General features: G+C 60.5%; 17 protein-coding genes. 14 read left to right on the top strand and 3 right to left on the bottom strand.

Features of this window, described 5'->3' with window-relative positions; translation table 11 throughout:
- Positions 1–7 precede the first annotated feature (7 nt).
- Positions 8–736 (bottom strand): 1-acylglycerol-3-phosphate O-acyltransferase, encoded by a 729-nt coding sequence (locus BN1124_RS14540; RefSeq protein WP_042643087.1) that lies wholly within the window; start codon positions 734–736, stop codon positions 8–10.
- 177 nt (positions 737–913) lie between these two features.
- Here BN1124_RS14540 and BN1124_RS14535 point away from each other — a divergent pair, with 177 nt between their 5' ends.
- The 4 genes from BN1124_RS14535 to BN1124_RS14520 are packed head-to-tail and all read left to right on the top strand — an operon-like array spanning position 914 to position 4,659.
- Positions 914–1,291 carry a hypothetical protein gene (locus BN1124_RS14535; protein WP_042643086.1) on the top strand — a complete coding sequence of 126 codons (378 nt, stop codon included), beginning with the start codon at positions 914–916 and terminating at the stop codon, positions 1,289–1,291.
- Between the two features lie 51 nt (positions 1,292–1,342).
- Positions 1,343–3,397: a protein-disulfide reductase DsbD family protein gene (locus BN1124_RS14530; RefSeq protein ID WP_042643084.1), complete on the top strand. Its 2,055-nt coding sequence runs from the start codon at positions 1,343–1,345 to the stop codon at positions 3,395–3,397.
- Positions 3,394–4,131, top strand: a complete 738-nt coding sequence (locus BN1124_RS14525; RefSeq protein ID WP_042643082.1) for a DsbA family protein — start codon at positions 3,394–3,396, stop codon at positions 4,129–4,131. The genes BN1124_RS14530 and BN1124_RS14525 overlap by 4 nt, the downstream gene beginning before the upstream one ends.
- 3 nt (positions 4,132–4,134) lie before the next feature.
- Entirely contained in the window at positions 4,135–4,659 is a 525-nt protein-coding gene (locus BN1124_RS14520; RefSeq protein ID WP_042643081.1) for a protein disulfide oxidoreductase, read from the top strand.
- A gap of 84 nt (positions 4,660–4,743) precedes the next feature.
- On the opposite strand, the gene BN1124_RS14515 is transcribed toward BN1124_RS14520, so the two are convergent.
- Complete coding sequence (locus tag BN1124_RS14515) at positions 4,744–5,154, bottom strand: EF-hand domain-containing protein (protein WP_042643080.1); 411 nt, start codon at positions 5,152–5,154, stop codon at positions 4,744–4,746.
- Positions 5,155–5,455: 301 nt separating this feature from the next.
- Between BN1124_RS14515 and atcJ the strand changes: the two genes are divergently transcribed.
- The 10 genes from atcJ (at position 5,456) to BN1124_RS20975 (ending at position 13,816) form a co-directional block, all read left to right on the top strand.
- Positions 5,456–5,740, top strand: coding sequence for a cold adaptation protein ActJcold adaptation protein ActJ (gene atcJ / locus BN1124_RS14510; RefSeq protein WP_042643078.1), 285 nt, complete (start codon positions 5,456–5,458; stop codon positions 5,738–5,740).
- 7 nt (positions 5,741–5,747) lie between these two features.
- Positions 5,748–6,278 (top strand): cold adaptation protein AtcA, encoded by a 531-nt coding sequence (gene atcA, locus BN1124_RS14505; protein ID WP_042643077.1) that lies wholly within the window; start codon positions 5,748–5,750, stop codon positions 6,276–6,278.
- Positions 6,279–6,302: 24 nt separating this feature from the next.
- On the top strand, positions 6,303–7,070 hold the full coding sequence (gene atcB, locus BN1124_RS14500; RefSeq protein ID WP_042643076.1) for a cold adaptation protein AtcB: 768 nt from the start codon (positions 6,303–6,305) through the stop codon (positions 7,068–7,070).
- Positions 7,071–7,081: 11 nt separating this feature from the next.
- Positions 7,082–8,002 carry a cold adaptation protein AtcC gene (gene atcC, locus BN1124_RS14495; RefSeq protein WP_042643074.1) on the top strand — a complete coding sequence of 307 codons (921 nt, stop codon included), beginning with the start codon at positions 7,082–7,084 and terminating at the stop codon, positions 8,000–8,002.
- 415 nt (positions 8,003–8,417) lie between these two features.
- Positions 8,418–8,633, top strand: a complete 216-nt coding sequence (locus BN1124_RS14490) for a glycine zipper 2TM domain-containing protein (RefSeq protein WP_042643073.1) — start codon at positions 8,418–8,420, stop codon at positions 8,631–8,633.
- A 481-nt stretch (positions 8,634–9,114) separates the two neighbouring features.
- Complete coding sequence (locus BN1124_RS14485) at positions 9,115–10,605, top strand: peptide MFS transporter (protein ID WP_042643072.1); 1,491 nt, start codon at positions 9,115–9,117, stop codon at positions 10,603–10,605.
- A gap of 240 nt (positions 10,606–10,845) precedes the next feature.
- On the top strand, positions 10,846–11,226 hold the full coding sequence (locus tag BN1124_RS14480; protein ID WP_042643071.1) for a VOC family protein: 381 nt from the start codon (positions 10,846–10,848) through the stop codon (positions 11,224–11,226).
- A gap of 230 nt (positions 11,227–11,456) precedes the next feature.
- Positions 11,457–11,708, top strand: a complete 252-nt coding sequence (locus tag BN1124_RS14475) for a hypothetical protein (protein ID WP_042643069.1) — start codon at positions 11,457–11,459, stop codon at positions 11,706–11,708.
- Positions 11,709–11,892: 184 nt separating this feature from the next.
- Positions 11,893–12,267 (top strand): hypothetical protein, encoded by a 375-nt coding sequence (locus BN1124_RS14470; protein WP_042643068.1) that lies wholly within the window; start codon positions 11,893–11,895, stop codon positions 12,265–12,267.
- 682 nt (positions 12,268–12,949) lie between these two features.
- On the top strand, positions 12,950–13,816 hold the full coding sequence (locus tag BN1124_RS20975) for a DUF2971 domain-containing protein (protein ID WP_082041645.1): 867 nt from the start codon (positions 12,950–12,952) through the stop codon (positions 13,814–13,816).
- Between the two features lie 75 nt (positions 13,817–13,891).
- Here BN1124_RS20975 and parC read toward each other — a convergent pair whose 3' ends face one another.
- The gene (gene parC / locus BN1124_RS14465) at positions 13,892–16,183 is read right to left on the bottom strand and encodes a DNA topoisomerase IV subunit A (protein ID WP_042643067.1); all 2,292 of its coding nucleotides are present in this window, start codon (positions 16,181–16,183) and stop codon (positions 13,892–13,894) included.
- Positions 16,184–16,199 lie beyond the last annotated feature (16 nt).

The following is a 16,199-nucleotide window of genomic DNA, read 5'->3' as shown; positions in this document are numbered from 1 at the left end:
TCCTGGCTCAGGCGGCTGGCCTGTGGCCCAGCTGGCTGTCCAGTTCGGCCAGCTTGGCCTCCATCTTGGCGCGACAGTTGTCGGAGAGTTCGCGGATCCCGGCGGCGCCGTGCTCCTTGCTGCACAAAGGTGGCAGCATCTCCAGCAGCACCTCGCCGTTGTCCCAGCGGTTCAGGTCGACCTGACCGAAGTAGCTGGAGCAGACGATGGGCACCACGGGCACCTCGGCCTGTACCGCGGTGTGGAAGGCGCCAGCCTTGAACGGCAGCAGGCCACGGCCCTGAGAGCGGGTCCCTTCCGGGAACATCCAGATGGAGGTGCCGTGGTGCTTGATGCGATCCACCACCTGACCTATGGTGCCGATGGCGCGGGAGCGGTTGGATCTGTCGATCAGCACGTTGCCGGAGAGCCAGAAGATCAGGCCGAAGAACGGCAACCACAGCAGGCTCTTCTTGCCCACCGCCACCACGCCGGGGCGCACGGCGCCGGTCACGGTGAAGATGTCGAAGTTGCTCTGGTGATTGCAGACATAGACAGCCGGGCCGACCGACTTGACCTCGTCCGGGATGATCACTTTGACCTTGAGCCCGATCAGCGGGCAGACGGCATGGTACATGCGGGCAAACACATAGACGTTGTTGGGGTGGCGCGGGCGCACCAGACAGAGCAACAGACCAAACACGAACCAGAAGACGAGCAGCAGGGTTAGCAGCAGCACACGGGCAAGTTTGAGCATCGAACACCTCGGAATTTAACTCGGCGCAGTATACTGGTCCCCCTTTTAGCGAACAAGCGTTCGCCAAACAGAACCGACCATCCCCGGCATCACCTGGAACACATTCAACCTTCCCCCCGACTTGCCCCGCTCGCCCTTGGCCGTTAGGATGTGGCCATCTTGATGAACGGGGCTAGCATGATCCACCAACAACGCATGGCGAAACGACTGCTGCTGCTGGTCTGCCTGTTGCTGCTCAATTGTGCGGCCCAGCCGCTGGCCCGGCTGGCCATGCTCGATCAGGCCCTCAGCTGCCAGGCGCTCCCCCAACCAGTGACTGCCGACCATCAGGATAGCGCCAACGCCACCAGCCCGCAGCCGAGCAGTTGCCAGCTCAACGGCAAGTGGCTGAGCGCCGCCACCCTGCTCTGCGTCGAGCAACTGTTCTTCGCGGTCGCACTGGTGATCGCCCTGTTGGCCCCACTCTGGCGATATACGCCCCCCTTGCCTCCCCCGAGGGTCATCTCGCCCCCCGAGCGGCGTCTTCATCTCACCCTCTGCGTCTGGCGGGAATGAGTTCAGCGGTTTCTGTCACTAACCGTCATTCATTTTTTGCGAGACAACAAGATGTCAAACTTCTTCAAGGCAACCCTGTTACTGGGCTGCTTGCTGTGGCAATCCATCGGCTTGGCCAGCGACACCGGCTGGCTCACCAGCCCCCAGAACGATCACGCCAAGGTGCGGCTGCAAGCCGACCGCAGCGACCCGGAACAGACCCGTATCCTGCTCGACATAGCCCTGGAGTCGGGCTGGAAGACCTACTGGCACAGCCCGGGTGAAGGGGGCATAGCGCCCCAGATCCTGTGGGACAAGCCCGTCACGGATTTCCAGTGGCACTGGCCCGTGCCCCGCCACTTCGAGGTGGCCGGGCTCAGCACCCAGGGCTACCAGCAGAGCGTCAGCTTCCCCCTCAGCCTGCGCCATCCGGCCGCTGAGCCCCTCAAGGGTACCCTGCGCCTCTCCACCTGCAGCAACGTCTGCATACTAACCGATTACCCCTTCACCCTGGATGCGGGCGGCGCCGTGCCGGACGGCTTCGACTTCGCCTGGGCCAAGGCCATGAGCGCCCTGCCCCAGCCCCTGCCGAACGATATCGACGTCCGGCTCGGCTATGGGCATAACCAGTTGCAGTTGCTAGCGGAGCGGGCAGACGGCTGGCAGGCGCCGGCGCTCTTTATCGATGGGCTGGAAGGGGCCGAGTTTGGCAAACCCGAGCTGGAGGTGCAGGGCAATCGCCTGATCGCCCGGGTCCCCGTCAGCGATGGCTGGCAGGGGGATGCACCGGATCTGCGCGGCAAGACCCTGGGCCTGCTGCTCACCAACGGGGATCAGGCCTGGCAGACCGAGGCCAGCATAACGGCGGCCCTGGCCCTGCCTGCGCAGCACAATTCGCTGCTCTGGCTGCTGGGAGCAGCGTTGCTCGGCGGTCTCATCCTAAATCTGATGCCCTGCGTGCTGCCGGTGCTGGCCCTCAAGCTCGGCTCCGTGCTGCAACAGCAGGACAGGCGGCAGGCCGAGGTGCGCAAGCAGTTCCTCGCCGCCAGCTCCGGTATCCTCGCCTCCTTCTGGGTGCTGGCCACCATGAGCAGCCTGCTGCGGGCCACCCAAGGCGCGGTCGGCTGGGGCATCCAGTTCCAGAGCGCCGGCTTCATCGGCTTCATGGTGCTGGTGACGGCGCTGTTTTGCGCCAACCTGCTGGGCTTGTTCGAGATCCGCCTGCCGAGCAGCCTCAGCACCCGGCTCGCCACCAGCGGCGGCAATGGCCTCGGCGGCCACTTCCTGCAAGGCAGCTTCGCCACCCTGCTGGCGACCCCCTGCTCGGCCCCTTTCCTCGGCACCGCAGTTGCCTTCGCGCTGGTGGCGCCACTCGGGGAGCTGTGGCTCATCTTCACCGCACTTGGGATTGGCATGAGCCTGCCCTGGCTGCTGGTGGCGGCCCTGCCCCGTCTGGCGCTCTTGCTGCCGAAACCGGGCCGCTGGATGGGGCGACTGCGCATCCTGCTCGGCCTGATGATGCTGGGCTCCAGCCTCTGGCTGGTCAGCCTGCTCGGCAACCATCTGGGCACCCTCACCACCCGCTGGCTGATGGCGGGCCTGCTGCTGGCGCTGCTGGTCGGCATCATCTGGCGATATGGCATCCGTGGCTTCACGCTGGCGCTGTCGCTGTCGGCCCTGATCGGCGGCGCCCTGCTGCTGGGAGGTGCCTTCACCGTCCAGGGCTCGGCCAGCGTCGATCGGGTGGCCTGGCAGCCCCTGTCCGAACAGGCTATCACTCAGGCATTGGCGCAGAACAAGCGGGTCTTCGTGGATGTCACCGCCGACTGGTGCGTGACCTGCAAGGCCAACAAATACAACGTCTTGCTGCGTGATGAGGTGCAAGAAGCCCTCTCGGCCCCGGATCTGGTGGCCCTGCGCGGCGATTGGAGCAGGCCGAGCGACGCCATCGCCGCCTTCCTGCGCAAGCGAGGGGCCGCCGCCGTGCCCTTCAACCAGATCTACGGCCCAGGTCTGCCGCAGGGGGAGATCCTCTCCCCCCTGCTCGACAAATCCGACCTGCTCATCGTCTTGAAAAAGGCCGGCCTAACGCCGGACCACGACCGCATCCAAGGAGAACAACCATGAACCTGCGTACCCTGACCCTGATCGCCTCTTTCTCCGCCGCGCTGCTGGCCCCAGCCCTGCACGCCGCCCCCTTCACCCCGGAGCAGGAGGCGCGCATCAAGGAGCTCATTCGCGAGACCCTGGTACAGAATCCGAAGATCCTCGACGAGGCGGCTGAATCCTGGGAGAAGCAGAACAGCGCCGCCCAGGAGGCCCAGCTCGGCAACTTCATCAAGGGCAATCAGGACGTGCTGTTCAACAGCGCCACCAGCCCGCGCCTCGGTGCCAAGAACCCCAAGCTGACTCTGGTGCTGTTCACCGACTACAACTGCCCCTACTGCAAGCAGTTCGATCCCCAGCTAACCAAGCTGCTCAAGGCCTATCCGAAAGATCTGGGGCTGGTGATCAAGTTGCTGCCGTTCAAGGGCCAGACTTCCGCCAAGGCGGCCCAGTACAGCCTGACCCTGTGGCAGCAGGATCCGGCCCGCTTCCTCCCCCTGCACGACAAGCTGATGAGCAAGCAGGGCATGCTGACCGAGACGGACATCAACAAGGCGCTGGCGGCCACCGACAACCTGGCGCTCAAGCCCGATGCCAAGGCCACCGAGGAGCTGCGCAACAGCCTTCGGATCGGCACCTTGCTCGGTGTGCAGGGCACCCCGGCGACCCTGATCGGCAACCAGCTGGTGCCGGGCGCCCTCCCGTACGAAGAACTGGAACAGCTGGTGAAGACCGAGCTGGCCAAGCGGAGCTAAGTCGTGGCGGAAGATGCGATAGCAAAGGCGCCCCGCTGGCGACGCTGGGGTAAGGAGGCGCTCTGGCTGCTGTTGATGGCGCTGGTCGTTTCCACCCTGCTGGATCTGTGGCGCGGGCCCACCCTGCCGGCGGGAGCCATGGAGGCCCCCTTCACCCTGCAGGATGGCACCCACACCAGCCTGGCCGCCCTGAGCCAGGGTAAGCCGCTGCTGGTCTACTACTGGGCCAGCTGGTGCGGGGTCTGCCGCTTCACCACCGGGGCGGTGGAGCAGCTGTGGCAGGAGGGTGAAAACGTGCTGACGGTGGCACTGCGCTCCGGCAGCGACGCCCAGCTGCAGCAAGGCATGAGCAAGAAGGGGCTGAGCTTTCCCACCCACAACGATGAGCAGGGCAACCTCGCCGCCCAGTGGCAGGTCGGCGTCACCCCGACCTTCCTCATCATCAAGGATGGCAAGCTGGTGAGCAGCACCACCGGCTGGAGCAGCCGCTGGGGGCTCAAGCTCAGGCTGTTATGGGCTCGTTGGTAACGACGGTGCAACCCCTGAATGACCAGAGCCCGGTAGCGATACCGGGCTCTTTTTATGGCATGGCACGCACAGCTCAGACGCAGCCTATGGGGTGGATTCCATCACCCACTTGTCGAGATGGGCCTTGATGTCGGCCCGCTCCGTCTCGCCGATCACCCCGTCACCGTTCTTGTCCAGACGAGAGAAGATGATCTCCTGGCGCTCCATGTACTGCGCCTTGGTGGTGTTGCCTTTCGGCTTCAGGCCGCTCATGCGCTCCGGCACCGGCTTGCCCGCCTGCTTCATCAAGGCTTCCATCTTGGTCAGGGCGGCCTCCTTCTCGGCAACCGAGAGCACACCGTCCCCGTTTTGATCCTGCACGGCGAAGCGCTGCTCGGCGCGCTTCATGAACTGCGCCTTGGTGATGTCCCCCATCATGGGCGTGACCGGCAACGAATCGACGGCGAAGGTGAAACCGCTGAAGAGCGCGAGAGAGAGAAGACAAGGTTTGAACATGGCGATGATTCCTTATGCTGACCCGGCCTTGCCGGCCCCAGATGATCTGGCTTGAGCCGAGCGCCTGCTCCGGCACTCGTCCCTGCCACCGGGGAGCAGGTGAAGAACAGGCCGCCACCTCGCCCCTTCTGCCATTGTAGCCCCGCGGGCGGGAGGCGGCCCCGCTCCGATCCTCGCCATATCGCTTCCTATTCATGGCGGTGGCGCCTTGTTTCCGTTAAAATGACGGGTTTTTACCGTGCCTGGTTCCCCAAGCCCCATCAGGCGCCAGCATTGTGACTCTGATGATGCAGGATCTGTCATGAACAACTACTTTCGGGTGCTGGGCGTCAAGTCCAACGCCAGCGAAAACGACATCAAGAAAGCCTATCGACGGCTCTCGAACCAGTACCACCCCGATAAACTGATCGGGGCGAGCGAAGAAGAGAAAGAGCAGGCAGCCATCAAGCTGCATCAGGTGAAGAAGGCCTATGACGTGCTTTCCGATCCCAAGGCGCGCGCCGCTTTTATCAAAGATTTCAACAATGTCATCGTGACCGATCCCGCTGCTGCCATGCAGGAGATGTGGGACCAATTCTACCCCTGAGGGTGCTATGCAAAAAAAATGGGATCAGGCGCGACTCAAGGCGCTACAGAGTGATGCTGGCGAGAACATCGAATCCTACCGGGATCAGGACCAGCCCAAGGCGCTGGAGCAGTTCACCGGCAAGATGAAGGCCCTGCTGCTGGCGGATATCAGCATGCTGGAATTCATGCCCGAGTACCTGCCGCTGGCCCTCTACGGCCGGGTGCAGTTCCCCCCCAAGGCCAAGCTGGCCTGGGCCAAGTGGCTCGGCAGCAACGTGCAGCCCGACTGGGATGAGTTCAAGGTGTCGGTGGCGTTCAACAACGCAGACCTGCCCCTGGTCAAGGCGGTACGGGCCCAGAGCGAGGAGCAGCTCATCGAAGCCTGTGCCGTGGTCTATCTGCTGGACAACCCTCTGCCCCGCGGCGGCCGTCATATGGATGACGACTATGAGCTGCGGGACGAGGATGAGGATGACGGGGAAGATGCCGACGCCGACTATCACGGTGGAGACGGTGAAGAAGACGATCAGGACATGTACGACGAAGTACGTTTCTAATTGGGGCCAGCAGTGGATAAGAGCATGAGCAACAGTCTGATAGAAATTACCGCCATCGAGATCAAAGAGCTGGCCGTGATCGAGCCGAAGCAGGCGAGCGAGAAGTTCGAGCTGATCGCCAAGACCATGTCCGACGAACAGTTGGCCGAAGTCATTGAAAATATTGATATCGTCACCCTGACCCAGATCAACGGCCAGCACGACATCTCCTTCCCGTCCATCATCTCCGAGCTGATGACCCCGGAGCGGATCCGCGACATCGTCTGCCAGCAGCCCCTCTACTGGGAAGAGGCGATCAAGAACAACGCCGATGAGTTGCAGCAGCACACCTTCGACTTCCTCAACTACCTGATCCGCACCCAGGACAGCGAGGCCAAGCAACGCGAGATCCTGGAGTGCATCGCCGAAGATCCGGCCGGCCTCTTCTACCTCGCCATCCCCTTCATCGAGTTCTATCGTGGCGATCGCTATGAGGACGACGAAGGTTATGGCGACGTGCTGCACGCAGAAGAAGAGGATCTCGAGGAGTCCCTGCGCTACAGCGAACGCCAGCAGGCCGAGGGCACCCACGACTACTCCCTGGATGACCCGCGCAGCCTCCTGATGCTCATTCGCGAGCAGGCCCCCGAGGTGGAGAAAGCCATCAAGTCCCTGCTGCGCAACGAGCACTCCTCCTGGGATGGCATCATCAACAAGTTCGCCGCCGAACTGGTGATGCAGGCCAAGGAGAAGAACAAGGTCGAGGAAGACGAGTACGGCGACGTCGACGACATGTTCAGCTTCCTGGATTGAGGTAGATAGCCATGCAACTAGTCATCCGCGAGGCCAACGAGGGTCCCTTCCTCAGCCAGGTGCTGCGCTTCGGCCGTGACAACGAACGCCTGAGCCCCCAGCAACTTGCCGCCATCAAGGGCAAGGCGGTGCTGATGAGCCTGAAGTTCGCCGACAAGTACTACAACAAGTACAAGATGCACCTGCTGGAACAGGCCGCCCACGACGTGATCGGGGTGGTGAGCCTGGGACTGCAGGAGCTCTCCCAGCGGGATACCGCCAAGGCGCTGGCCCTGCTGCAGGCGCCGGAAGGGCCCATCAAGCCGTTCCAGAAGGGCTGGTCCATGCTCATCTCCGTCAGCCCCAAGCAGGCTGGCAACAGCCTCTATGGGGACGTGGATGCGCGGCTGCTGGACAAGATCTCGAGCCCGCCGGACGTGGAGGAGTGGCAAGGCTGGCAGGAGTATGAAAAAGCGCTGGCCGAGCACAACAAGACCCGGCTGATGGGGCTGCTGGACAGCCACTTCTTCGCCTATGACAACGATCACCCCACCATGGAAGACAAGCTGGCGGAGGCCCTGCTCTATCGCCTGCTCTGCGGTGAGGGTGACGGCGCGGCGAAGGCGAGCGGCGGCGCCCCGTTGAAGGTGAAACAGGATCTAAAACGCCGGCTTTCACGGGATATCGCGCTAAAGGATGAGTGGTACAGCAAAGATTATATCGCCACCCAGCTTGAACGCCTGCTCGCCGAGCTGCCCCTCGACATGGCCAGCGCCCTGCGTCAGGAGTTGAGCCCGGGCTTCGTGCCCAACCTGTTGCACAGCCTGAACTTCGTGCGCCAGTACCAGCAGTTGCAGCGAGAGAACGCCTCGCCGGAGAAGCTCGACAACATGGAGATGCGCGCCGGTCTCAAGCACCCCCTGCTCGGCTGGCCGCTCTACCACGACTTCTAAGGCCGGCTTGCCGCCCCCCTGTGTTATCCAACGCCCGGTTCGCCGGGCGTTGTGCTATCTGGTGAGGCGAGAAATGGTGCTCCCGCTTATCCCCACGCGCGATGGATCGGGATAAGGAGCTGGCCGCCATGTAAACCGAAACGAACGGCGGCGCGTATATACCCTCAGGAGCCGAGCTTATGGAGAGAGGGGCTCCATCTCTCTGGGTGAATGTGCCGTCGCCGACGGCCACTTGGGCAAACCGACGAGCGAGGACAAGGGGCGGCCAGAGCACCCGATCTAGATCAGACATCTGGCCCCCTCCCTCACTATGCCCGTCAGATCCGCTGTCGAGCGCCCCTTGTCCCGGCCTGCGCGTCGGGCTCAGGATTGACGCTGGTGACAACGTCTCGAGCACTATCAAGAGGTAAACCCCATGAAGAAGATCCATCGTTTAGCACGAGGCGCCGCCGCAATGGTCATGCTGTTTGGCTTGGCAGCTTGCTCCGGCATGTCGCAACAAGACAAGAGTACCGCCATCGGAGCCGGTATCGGCGCCGTCGGTGGCTCTGTGCTGACCGGAGGCAGTGCGGTTGGTACCGTGGGTGGGGCCGTCGTCGGTGGCGTGATTGGCCATGAAATCAAGAAATAGGCCTTCCCTCATCCGTCATAAGCCAACGCCCGGTTCGCCGGGCGTTGTGCTATTCGCAGCAAGCCGGCCATGGCGGCAACGGCCCCATTATTCAGATATTTATGCACTCTGGCGGAATGCCCTCCTGGATGGCACTCTCCCCCCTCCTGCGGGTCATGGCGGGAACACCCCGACAAAGGTGACAGGGATCTCGCTATCCTCACCAACAGGGTGCCAAACAGCCATCAAGATGCCGAAGGGGCGCCGTTCTCACCAACCAGGGCGTGACCGAGCCGCAGCGGCAAGAGAATAAAAAGTCAAAATAAGTTGATAAACAGCAATTAATCATTCGGGATTAAATTTAAGGTCTGGCAATTTGCCAAGGCTGGTCGCTAAATGTCGATCCAGCCTTGAAACCCGCAGGACGCACGAAAGGCTCACCGGCAGCAGACCGGTACGCTCTCAGGATGAGTTGTGATTTCCCTCTCACAGGAGACAAGCCGTGAGCGCTTCGACCCCAGCTTCTCATCACGCCAGCGTTCCCCCGGGCTCGGGTGCCCTGTTCTTTATCCAGACCTTCGCCACCTTGGGCTTTGCCGTGCTCTACTCCACCCTGGTGCTCTACGCCACCAAGCGGCTCGGCTTCAGCGAATCCCAGGCCAACGCTATGATGGGGATCTTCGGCGCCTTCAACTACGGCCTGCACCTGTTTGGCGGCTACCTCGGCGGGCGCTATCTCAGCAACCGCAACCTGTTCGTCATGGGCATGGTGTTGCAGGTGATCGGCTGCTACCTCATCGCCGAGATGGGGGTCGATGGCCTCTACTGGGGGCTCGCCATGTTCCTCACCGGCAGCGGCCTCAACGTCACCTGCCTCAACATGATGCTGACCCAGCGCTTCGCCCCGGACGATCATCGCCGCGAGAGCGCCTTCTTGTGGAACTACGCCGGCATGAACCTGGGCTTCTTCATCGGCTTCTCGGTGGCGGGCTACTTCCAGCTGACCGAGGACTACCGCACCCTGTTCCTGTTCGCCACCCTGGGCAACGTGCTGGCCATCATCGCCACCCTCTGCTTCTGGCCCATTCTGGCGGACATCAACACGCCACTGCGCCACATCAAGGGGCGCGGCTTCTACCTGCGCATGCTCGGCGGCCTCGCCATCCTGGCACTGCTGGTGCCGGCCTTGCGCCTGCTGCTGACCCACGCCAGCTTCAGCGGCAGCTTCGTGCTGCTGCTGGGGGCAATGGTGCTGGTGCTGCTCTGCGTGATGACGGCGCGCCATCGGGATCCGGCCGAGCGCAGCCGCATGGTGGCCTACCTCATTCTGGCCCTCGGCTCCCTCATCTTCTGGTCCCTCTACCAGCTGGCGCCCATGGGACTGATGCTGTTCTCCGAGCACAACATCAACCTCAATGTGTTCGGCTGGCAAGTCGCCCCCCAATGGATCCAGAACATCAACACCCTGGTCATCGTCATCGGCGGCCCGCTGATGGCCCTGCTGTTCAAGCGCCTGCGCGAGCAGGGCTGGCGCATCGACATCCCCTCCCAGTTTGCCGCCTCCCTGTTCTGCATGGGGCTGGGGATGCTGGTGCTGCCGGTGGGCATCCACCTGGCGGGGGCGGACGGTCTGGTCGCCTTCAAGTGGATCGCCATCAGCTATGTGTTGCAGAGCCTGGGTGAGCTGCTCATCTCCCCCATCGGCTACGCCATGATCGGCAAGCTGGCCCCCGCCAGATTGCAGGGGCTGATGATGGGTTGCTGGATGATGGTGACCGGCGTCGCCTCCGTGCTGGCGGGCTATGTCTCCGCCGCCATGCCGCAAAACAGCGGCAGCACCCCGATCGCCACCAACCCGGGCTACGGCGCCGTATTCAATATGCTGGGTTGGGGATCCCTCGCAGGTGGTCTTGTCCTGCTGCTGCTGGTGCCCCGCCTGCGGCTGCTGATCGCCGCCCGGTTCAGCCCATCGGCGGAGCCCGTCACCGCCTGATCGCACTCCGCCTCGGTTATTGCGGCCAGTCACGCAGAGGGTATGTGCCCATGCTTGATGGCCACACAGGAGTGCTGGCCCCCATGGCGGGCGTCGAGGCAGAGGCTGTCACTGCAAGTGTGACCCATCCCATCCATCCTTATAACGCCCGGTCTGACCGGGCGTATCCCTATCCCGCCATATCGACTGGCATGGGAAAAGGTGGGCTTGGACGGCGGCACACGTTTTCGGGAGGCAGAGATGGAGCTGGACGACAACAAACCCCTGGTGGGCGTGGCCCACGTGGTGCTGCAGACGGATCGCATGGCGGAGTCGGTCCACTTTATGCGGGCCCTCGGCATGAGGCTCCTCTTCGACGGGCCCGAAATCTCCGTGCTGGAGATGCGCGGCGGCACCCACCTGCTGCTGATGCACAGCGATAAGGTCGCTGCGGGAGAGGCCCCCTTCGATCTGATGGTTGACGATCTGCACGAGAGCCACCGGCGCCTGAGCGCCCTGGGGCTGGCGCCCTCTCCCATAGAGGCACGCCCGGCCATCGCGCACGAGCTCTTCACCCTGCGCGAGCCCGCCGGCCGGTTCATCACCATCTTCTCCAGCCATGCCTCCGGCAAGCCCATATAGAGGAGCCACAGACTGCATCCTCCTGCTTCATTGCCCGCTTCGCCCATAGAGGAGTGAGCGCCGTCTCCCTCGATGTGACATCAGCCCCGCCAGGGCCCCTGCCACCAGATCCACCCACAATGAGCTAACCCCTTGGTGTAATTGGCCTACAGACTGTCAGGAATATAATGAATCCTTCCTACAGGCAGCAGGGGCCAGGCGTGAGCAGAAAACCCGACCGTATCACAGCGATGCAGCAGATCATCGATGCCGTGAAGCAAGAATTCCCGCTCTATCAACCGGATACCTTCAAATGCGGGCCGGACAACACCTGTATCGGCTGCCCCAAGAAGCTGATGGAGCTGGTGGATACGGATCTCAGCTACTGGCAATATCAGATCAATCGCGGCATCCCGCCCAGCTTCGACGAACTCTATAGCTTTGGCAAGATGTGCAAGAACATCCGCCGGGCGCTGGTGAAGAATGGCCGGATCCCCGCCTGATGTTTTATAAACATCTGCCCTATTGTTATTTCACAGATCGTTTCATCTGCCAGGGCGAGGAATGCCCTGATGGAGTAAGGCAGAGCCGATAATTTGCAATAAAAAAGCCGGGTCTCCGGTCCAGGATCAAGGGCCCCTCAAACGGATCAGGCCATTCTCACATCTCAGTTCAGGAGCAAAGATCATGACTCAGGAAAGGATCCAGACCCGTTACCCCCTCGGCGGCCCCTTCGCCACCCGGGCAGAGCTGGAGCAAGCCATCACTCAGGTCATAACGGCCCACAGACAAGACTTCTTCCCCCTGCTGGAGCGGCTGGTGGATGAGGGCAATCCCGCGGTCAACCTCAGTCAGGAGCATCCACCGCAGGTGCTGCGCATCGAACTCGATCAAGACGGCGCCCATGGTCTGGCCCACCTCAGCTACGAATCCAACTTCTTCGAGTGCTGCCTTATCGTCAACGAATATGAGCAGCACCAGACCAGCCTGCCCTTTAGCCTCGAAGGGGATCAGCTGGCTTTTGATATCGAGCTGCCCATCAAGTGGAATTTCAATAACTGACGGCTCAGCGGTACAATTCAGCTTGTTCATTGCATCCTACCTGCTGATTACCGGATCCCCTCACCCTGGCCCTCTCCCAAGGGGAGAGGGAACCGTATCGAGCCAGCCTTAACCCATGGTGGTCACTTCATATCTCAACAACTGCTTCAGACGTTCGTTCTCTCCCATGTAACCACTGCCCAAATATCGACGTCCAGCCATGCAACCACCATAGTCCTAACTAGCTGCGGTCTGATCCCCTTCTCCCCTCGCGGGAGAAGGGTCGGGGATGAGGGGGCACAAGCCATCCCAACAGAAGCAATGGGCAAACTGCAGAGCGTTAAATCAAGCATGGGCAAGTAGGGGCGATTAGCGAAGCGTAATTGGCCACACCACAATATCGGTGGCTATGGACATAGAGAAAAGAGCAGCTGGAGCACCAACAGAATTGCGGCAACCGGTTTTCGCAAACATCTGATTACGCTTCGCTAATCAGACCTACGGGCCTCAATACCGTGCCCGCCTTAGCGTGAGGTGACGCTTGATCGTTCCCAATTCAGTTAGATAACGCTCACAACGGTGGGTATTCCAGAATCTCCACCAAGCTCCTCAGCAAAAACGAGCTTCAAATAAAGCTCTTCAAATGCTATTTTATCTATCTTATACATCCGTATAAAATATACCTATCGTGCAGGATAATAGTATGTACAAATACCTAAGTTCTTTTTTTGAAGAAATATTAACCTCTCCATCATTAAAAATGACTCATGTGGCATTGTTAAATGATATCGAAGAAGAAAAGACACATGAAAACTATTCACAACTTATTACTAGGCTTCCAGCCATCCCACTCATCATCAATGAGTACAAAAGACAATTTCCCTCTAAATCAGAGGCTGAATTAATACATATAGCCAAAGAAAGGTCATTGCAAGTAATCAACGAAGAAATTCAACGAAAGGGTGTTATTTCCCTCTGCACAAACCCACTGAACGATATGATGTGGGGCTTGTATGCGAACGCGCAAAAAGGTGTCTGCGTTGAATATGACATCACTAATTTATGCAGTCAAAACGAATTACACAAAGTAACATACTGTAATTCTAAATATGACATTAAAAACTTTCATCCAATTGATAAAAGCTTACCGTATCTTTGGAAATTCGTTACAACAACAGCTTTAACCAGAAAAAAAGAGAGCTGGAGTAAGGAGGAGGAGTTTAGATTTATAATTGATCTTCACTACGCAGACCGAATAATAGCTATAAAACCATCAGAAGAACTTAAGTCGTCTCTTTCAAAACACAAACATTTATATGAAGAACACAATGATGGAAGCTTAACCATAGAACCTTATGGGAGTGTTGATTTACATCACATAGCTAGACACCCCGAAGTTCTCTGTCTAAAGAAACTCAATAAAAATGATATAAAATCAATATGCTTTGGCGAAAAAGCCCCCCAGGAACATATTGAAAAGGCAAAGGATATTATTACTAAAGTTACAGAATTGAAACATGTGGAATTATATAAATATATAAATGGCAGAAGGACTAAAGTAGATTTTTAACATTGTATCAATTAATATAACCCCAGAGGGTTTTAATAAAATTAAGAAGAGCGCTTTCGCGCCCTTCTTTATTAATTACCCTTCCTGATTTTCCCCAGCTACCGTCTCGCCGGCGGTGGGTTCTATCTCGATTCGGTCCACCCGCTGCAAGCCTCTTGGCAGCTTGGCGCCACGGCGGCCGCGCTCGCCGCGGTAGTAGTCAAGGTCAGACGGCTTGAGAGTGAGCTTGCGCTTGCCGGCGAACAGGGTCACGCACTGGCCCTGGGGTATGATGGCGGCCATCACCATAAACTCCTCCCGCGCCTTGACGCGCGCGGATGGAATGCTGATGAGCTTGTTGCCCTTGCCCTTGCCGAGCACCGGCAGGGTGCTGAGCGGGAATAGCAGCATGCGGCCCTCGTTGGAGATGGCCATGCACAGATCAGTCTCCGGCGAGCCAATCTTCTGGGGCGCCATCACCAGGCCCCCTTCCGGCACCGTCAGCAGCGCCTTGCCGTTCTTGTTCTTGCCGATGAGGTCGTCGTAGTTGCAGACAAACCCGTAACCGGCGTCGCTGGCGATGAGGTAAGGCTCTCCCTCGTTGCCCATCACCAGATGACGCACCTCTTCTCCAGCCCCCAGCGCGAAGCGGCCGGTGAGCGGCTCACCCTGGCTGCGGGCGGAAGGCAGGGTATGCGCCTCGAGGGAATAGGTGCGGCCCAGAGTGGAGAGGAACACCACCTGCTGGTTACTGCGCCCCAGGGCGTGGGTGAGATAGCCATCCCCCGCCTTGTAGGAGAGGCCTGCCACGTCCACGTCGTGGCCCTTGGCGGCGCGCACCCAACCCTTGTCGGACAGGATGACGGTGACCGGCTCGCTCGGGGTGAGCTCCTTCTCGGTCAGCGCGACGGCGGTGGCACGCTCCACCAGCGGGGTGCGGCGATCGTCGCCGTACTTCTCGGCATCCGCCAGCAGCTCTTTCTTGAGCAGGGTATTGAGGCGGCGCTCCGAACCCAGGATCAGTTCGAGTTTGTCCCGCTCCTCGGCCAGCTCGTTTTGCTCGGCGCGCAGCTTGAACTCTTCGAGCTTGGCCAAATGGCGCAGTTTGAGCTCGAGGATCGCCTCGGCCTGGGTCTCGCTGATGTTGAAGCGCTCCACCATCACCTTGCCCGGCTCATCCTCGGTGCGGATGATCTCGATCACCTCGTCGATGTTGAGGTAGGCGACCAGCAAGCCTTCGAGGATGTGCAGGCGAGCCAGCACCTTGTCGAGGCGATATTGCAGGCGGCGGCGCACGGTCTCGCGGCGGAAGGTGATCCACTCGGCGAGGATCATCTTGAGGGTCTTCACCTGGGGTCGGTTGTCCAACCCCAGGATGTTGAGGTTGACCCGGTAGTTCTTCTCCAGATCCGTGGTGGCGAACAGGTGGGCCATCAGCCCCTCCACGTCCACCCGGTTGGAGCGGGGGATGATCACCAGTCGGGTCGGGTTCTCGTGATCCGACTCGTCCCGCAGATCCGTGACCATGGGCAGCTTCTTGGCCACCATCTGGGCGGCGATCTGCTCCATGATCTTGGCGCCCGAGGCCTGATGGGGCAGCGCCGTGATGACGATGTCGCCATCCTCCTCGCTCCACACCGCCCGCTGCTTGATGGAGCCCTTGCCGGTCTCGTAAATTTTGCGGATGTCGTCGCGAGGGGTGATGATCTCGGCGTTGGTCGGGTAGTCCGGCCCCTGAATATGCTGCATCAGCACATCCAGACCCACGTTCGGGTTGTCCAGCAGCTCGGCGCAAGCATAAGCCACTTCCCGCGCGTTGTGGGGCGGGATATCCGTCGCCATACCCACGGCGATGCCGGTGATGCCGTTGAGCAGGATGTGCGGCAGGCGGGCCGGCAGCACCACGGGCTCTTTCATGGTGCCGTCGAAGTTCGGCGTCCACTCCACAGTGCCCTGGCCGAGTTCGGAGAGCAGCAGCTCGGAGAAGCGCGACAGCCGCGCCTCGGTGTAACGCATGGCGGCGAAGGACTTGGGATCGTCCGGTGCCCCCCAGTTGCCCTGACCGTCCACCAGCGGGTAGCGGTAGGAGAAGGGCTGGGCCATCAGCACCATGGCCTCGTAGCAGGCGCTGTCGCCATGGGGATGGTACTTACCCAGCACGTCACCCACGGTACGGGCGGACTTCTTGTGCTTGGAGAGGGCCGACAGCCCCAGCTCGCTCATGGCGTAGATGATGCGCCGCTGCACGGGTTTGAGGCCGTCACCTATGTGGGGCAAGGCCCGATCCATGATGACGTACATGGAGTAGTTCAAGTAAGCCTGTTCGGTGAAGGCGCGCATGGGCTGGCGCTCTACCCCGTCCAGACTGAGCTCGATAGCATCACTCATAAGGTTGTTCTCTTGC

The sequence above is a fragment of the Aeromonas eucrenophila genome (genome assembly GCF_000819865.1).
GTDB classification, from domain to species: domain Bacteria; phylum Pseudomonadota; class Gammaproteobacteria; order Enterobacterales; family Aeromonadaceae; genus Aeromonas; species Aeromonas eucrenophila.
This window is presented reverse-complemented; position numbering and strand designations above follow the sequence as displayed.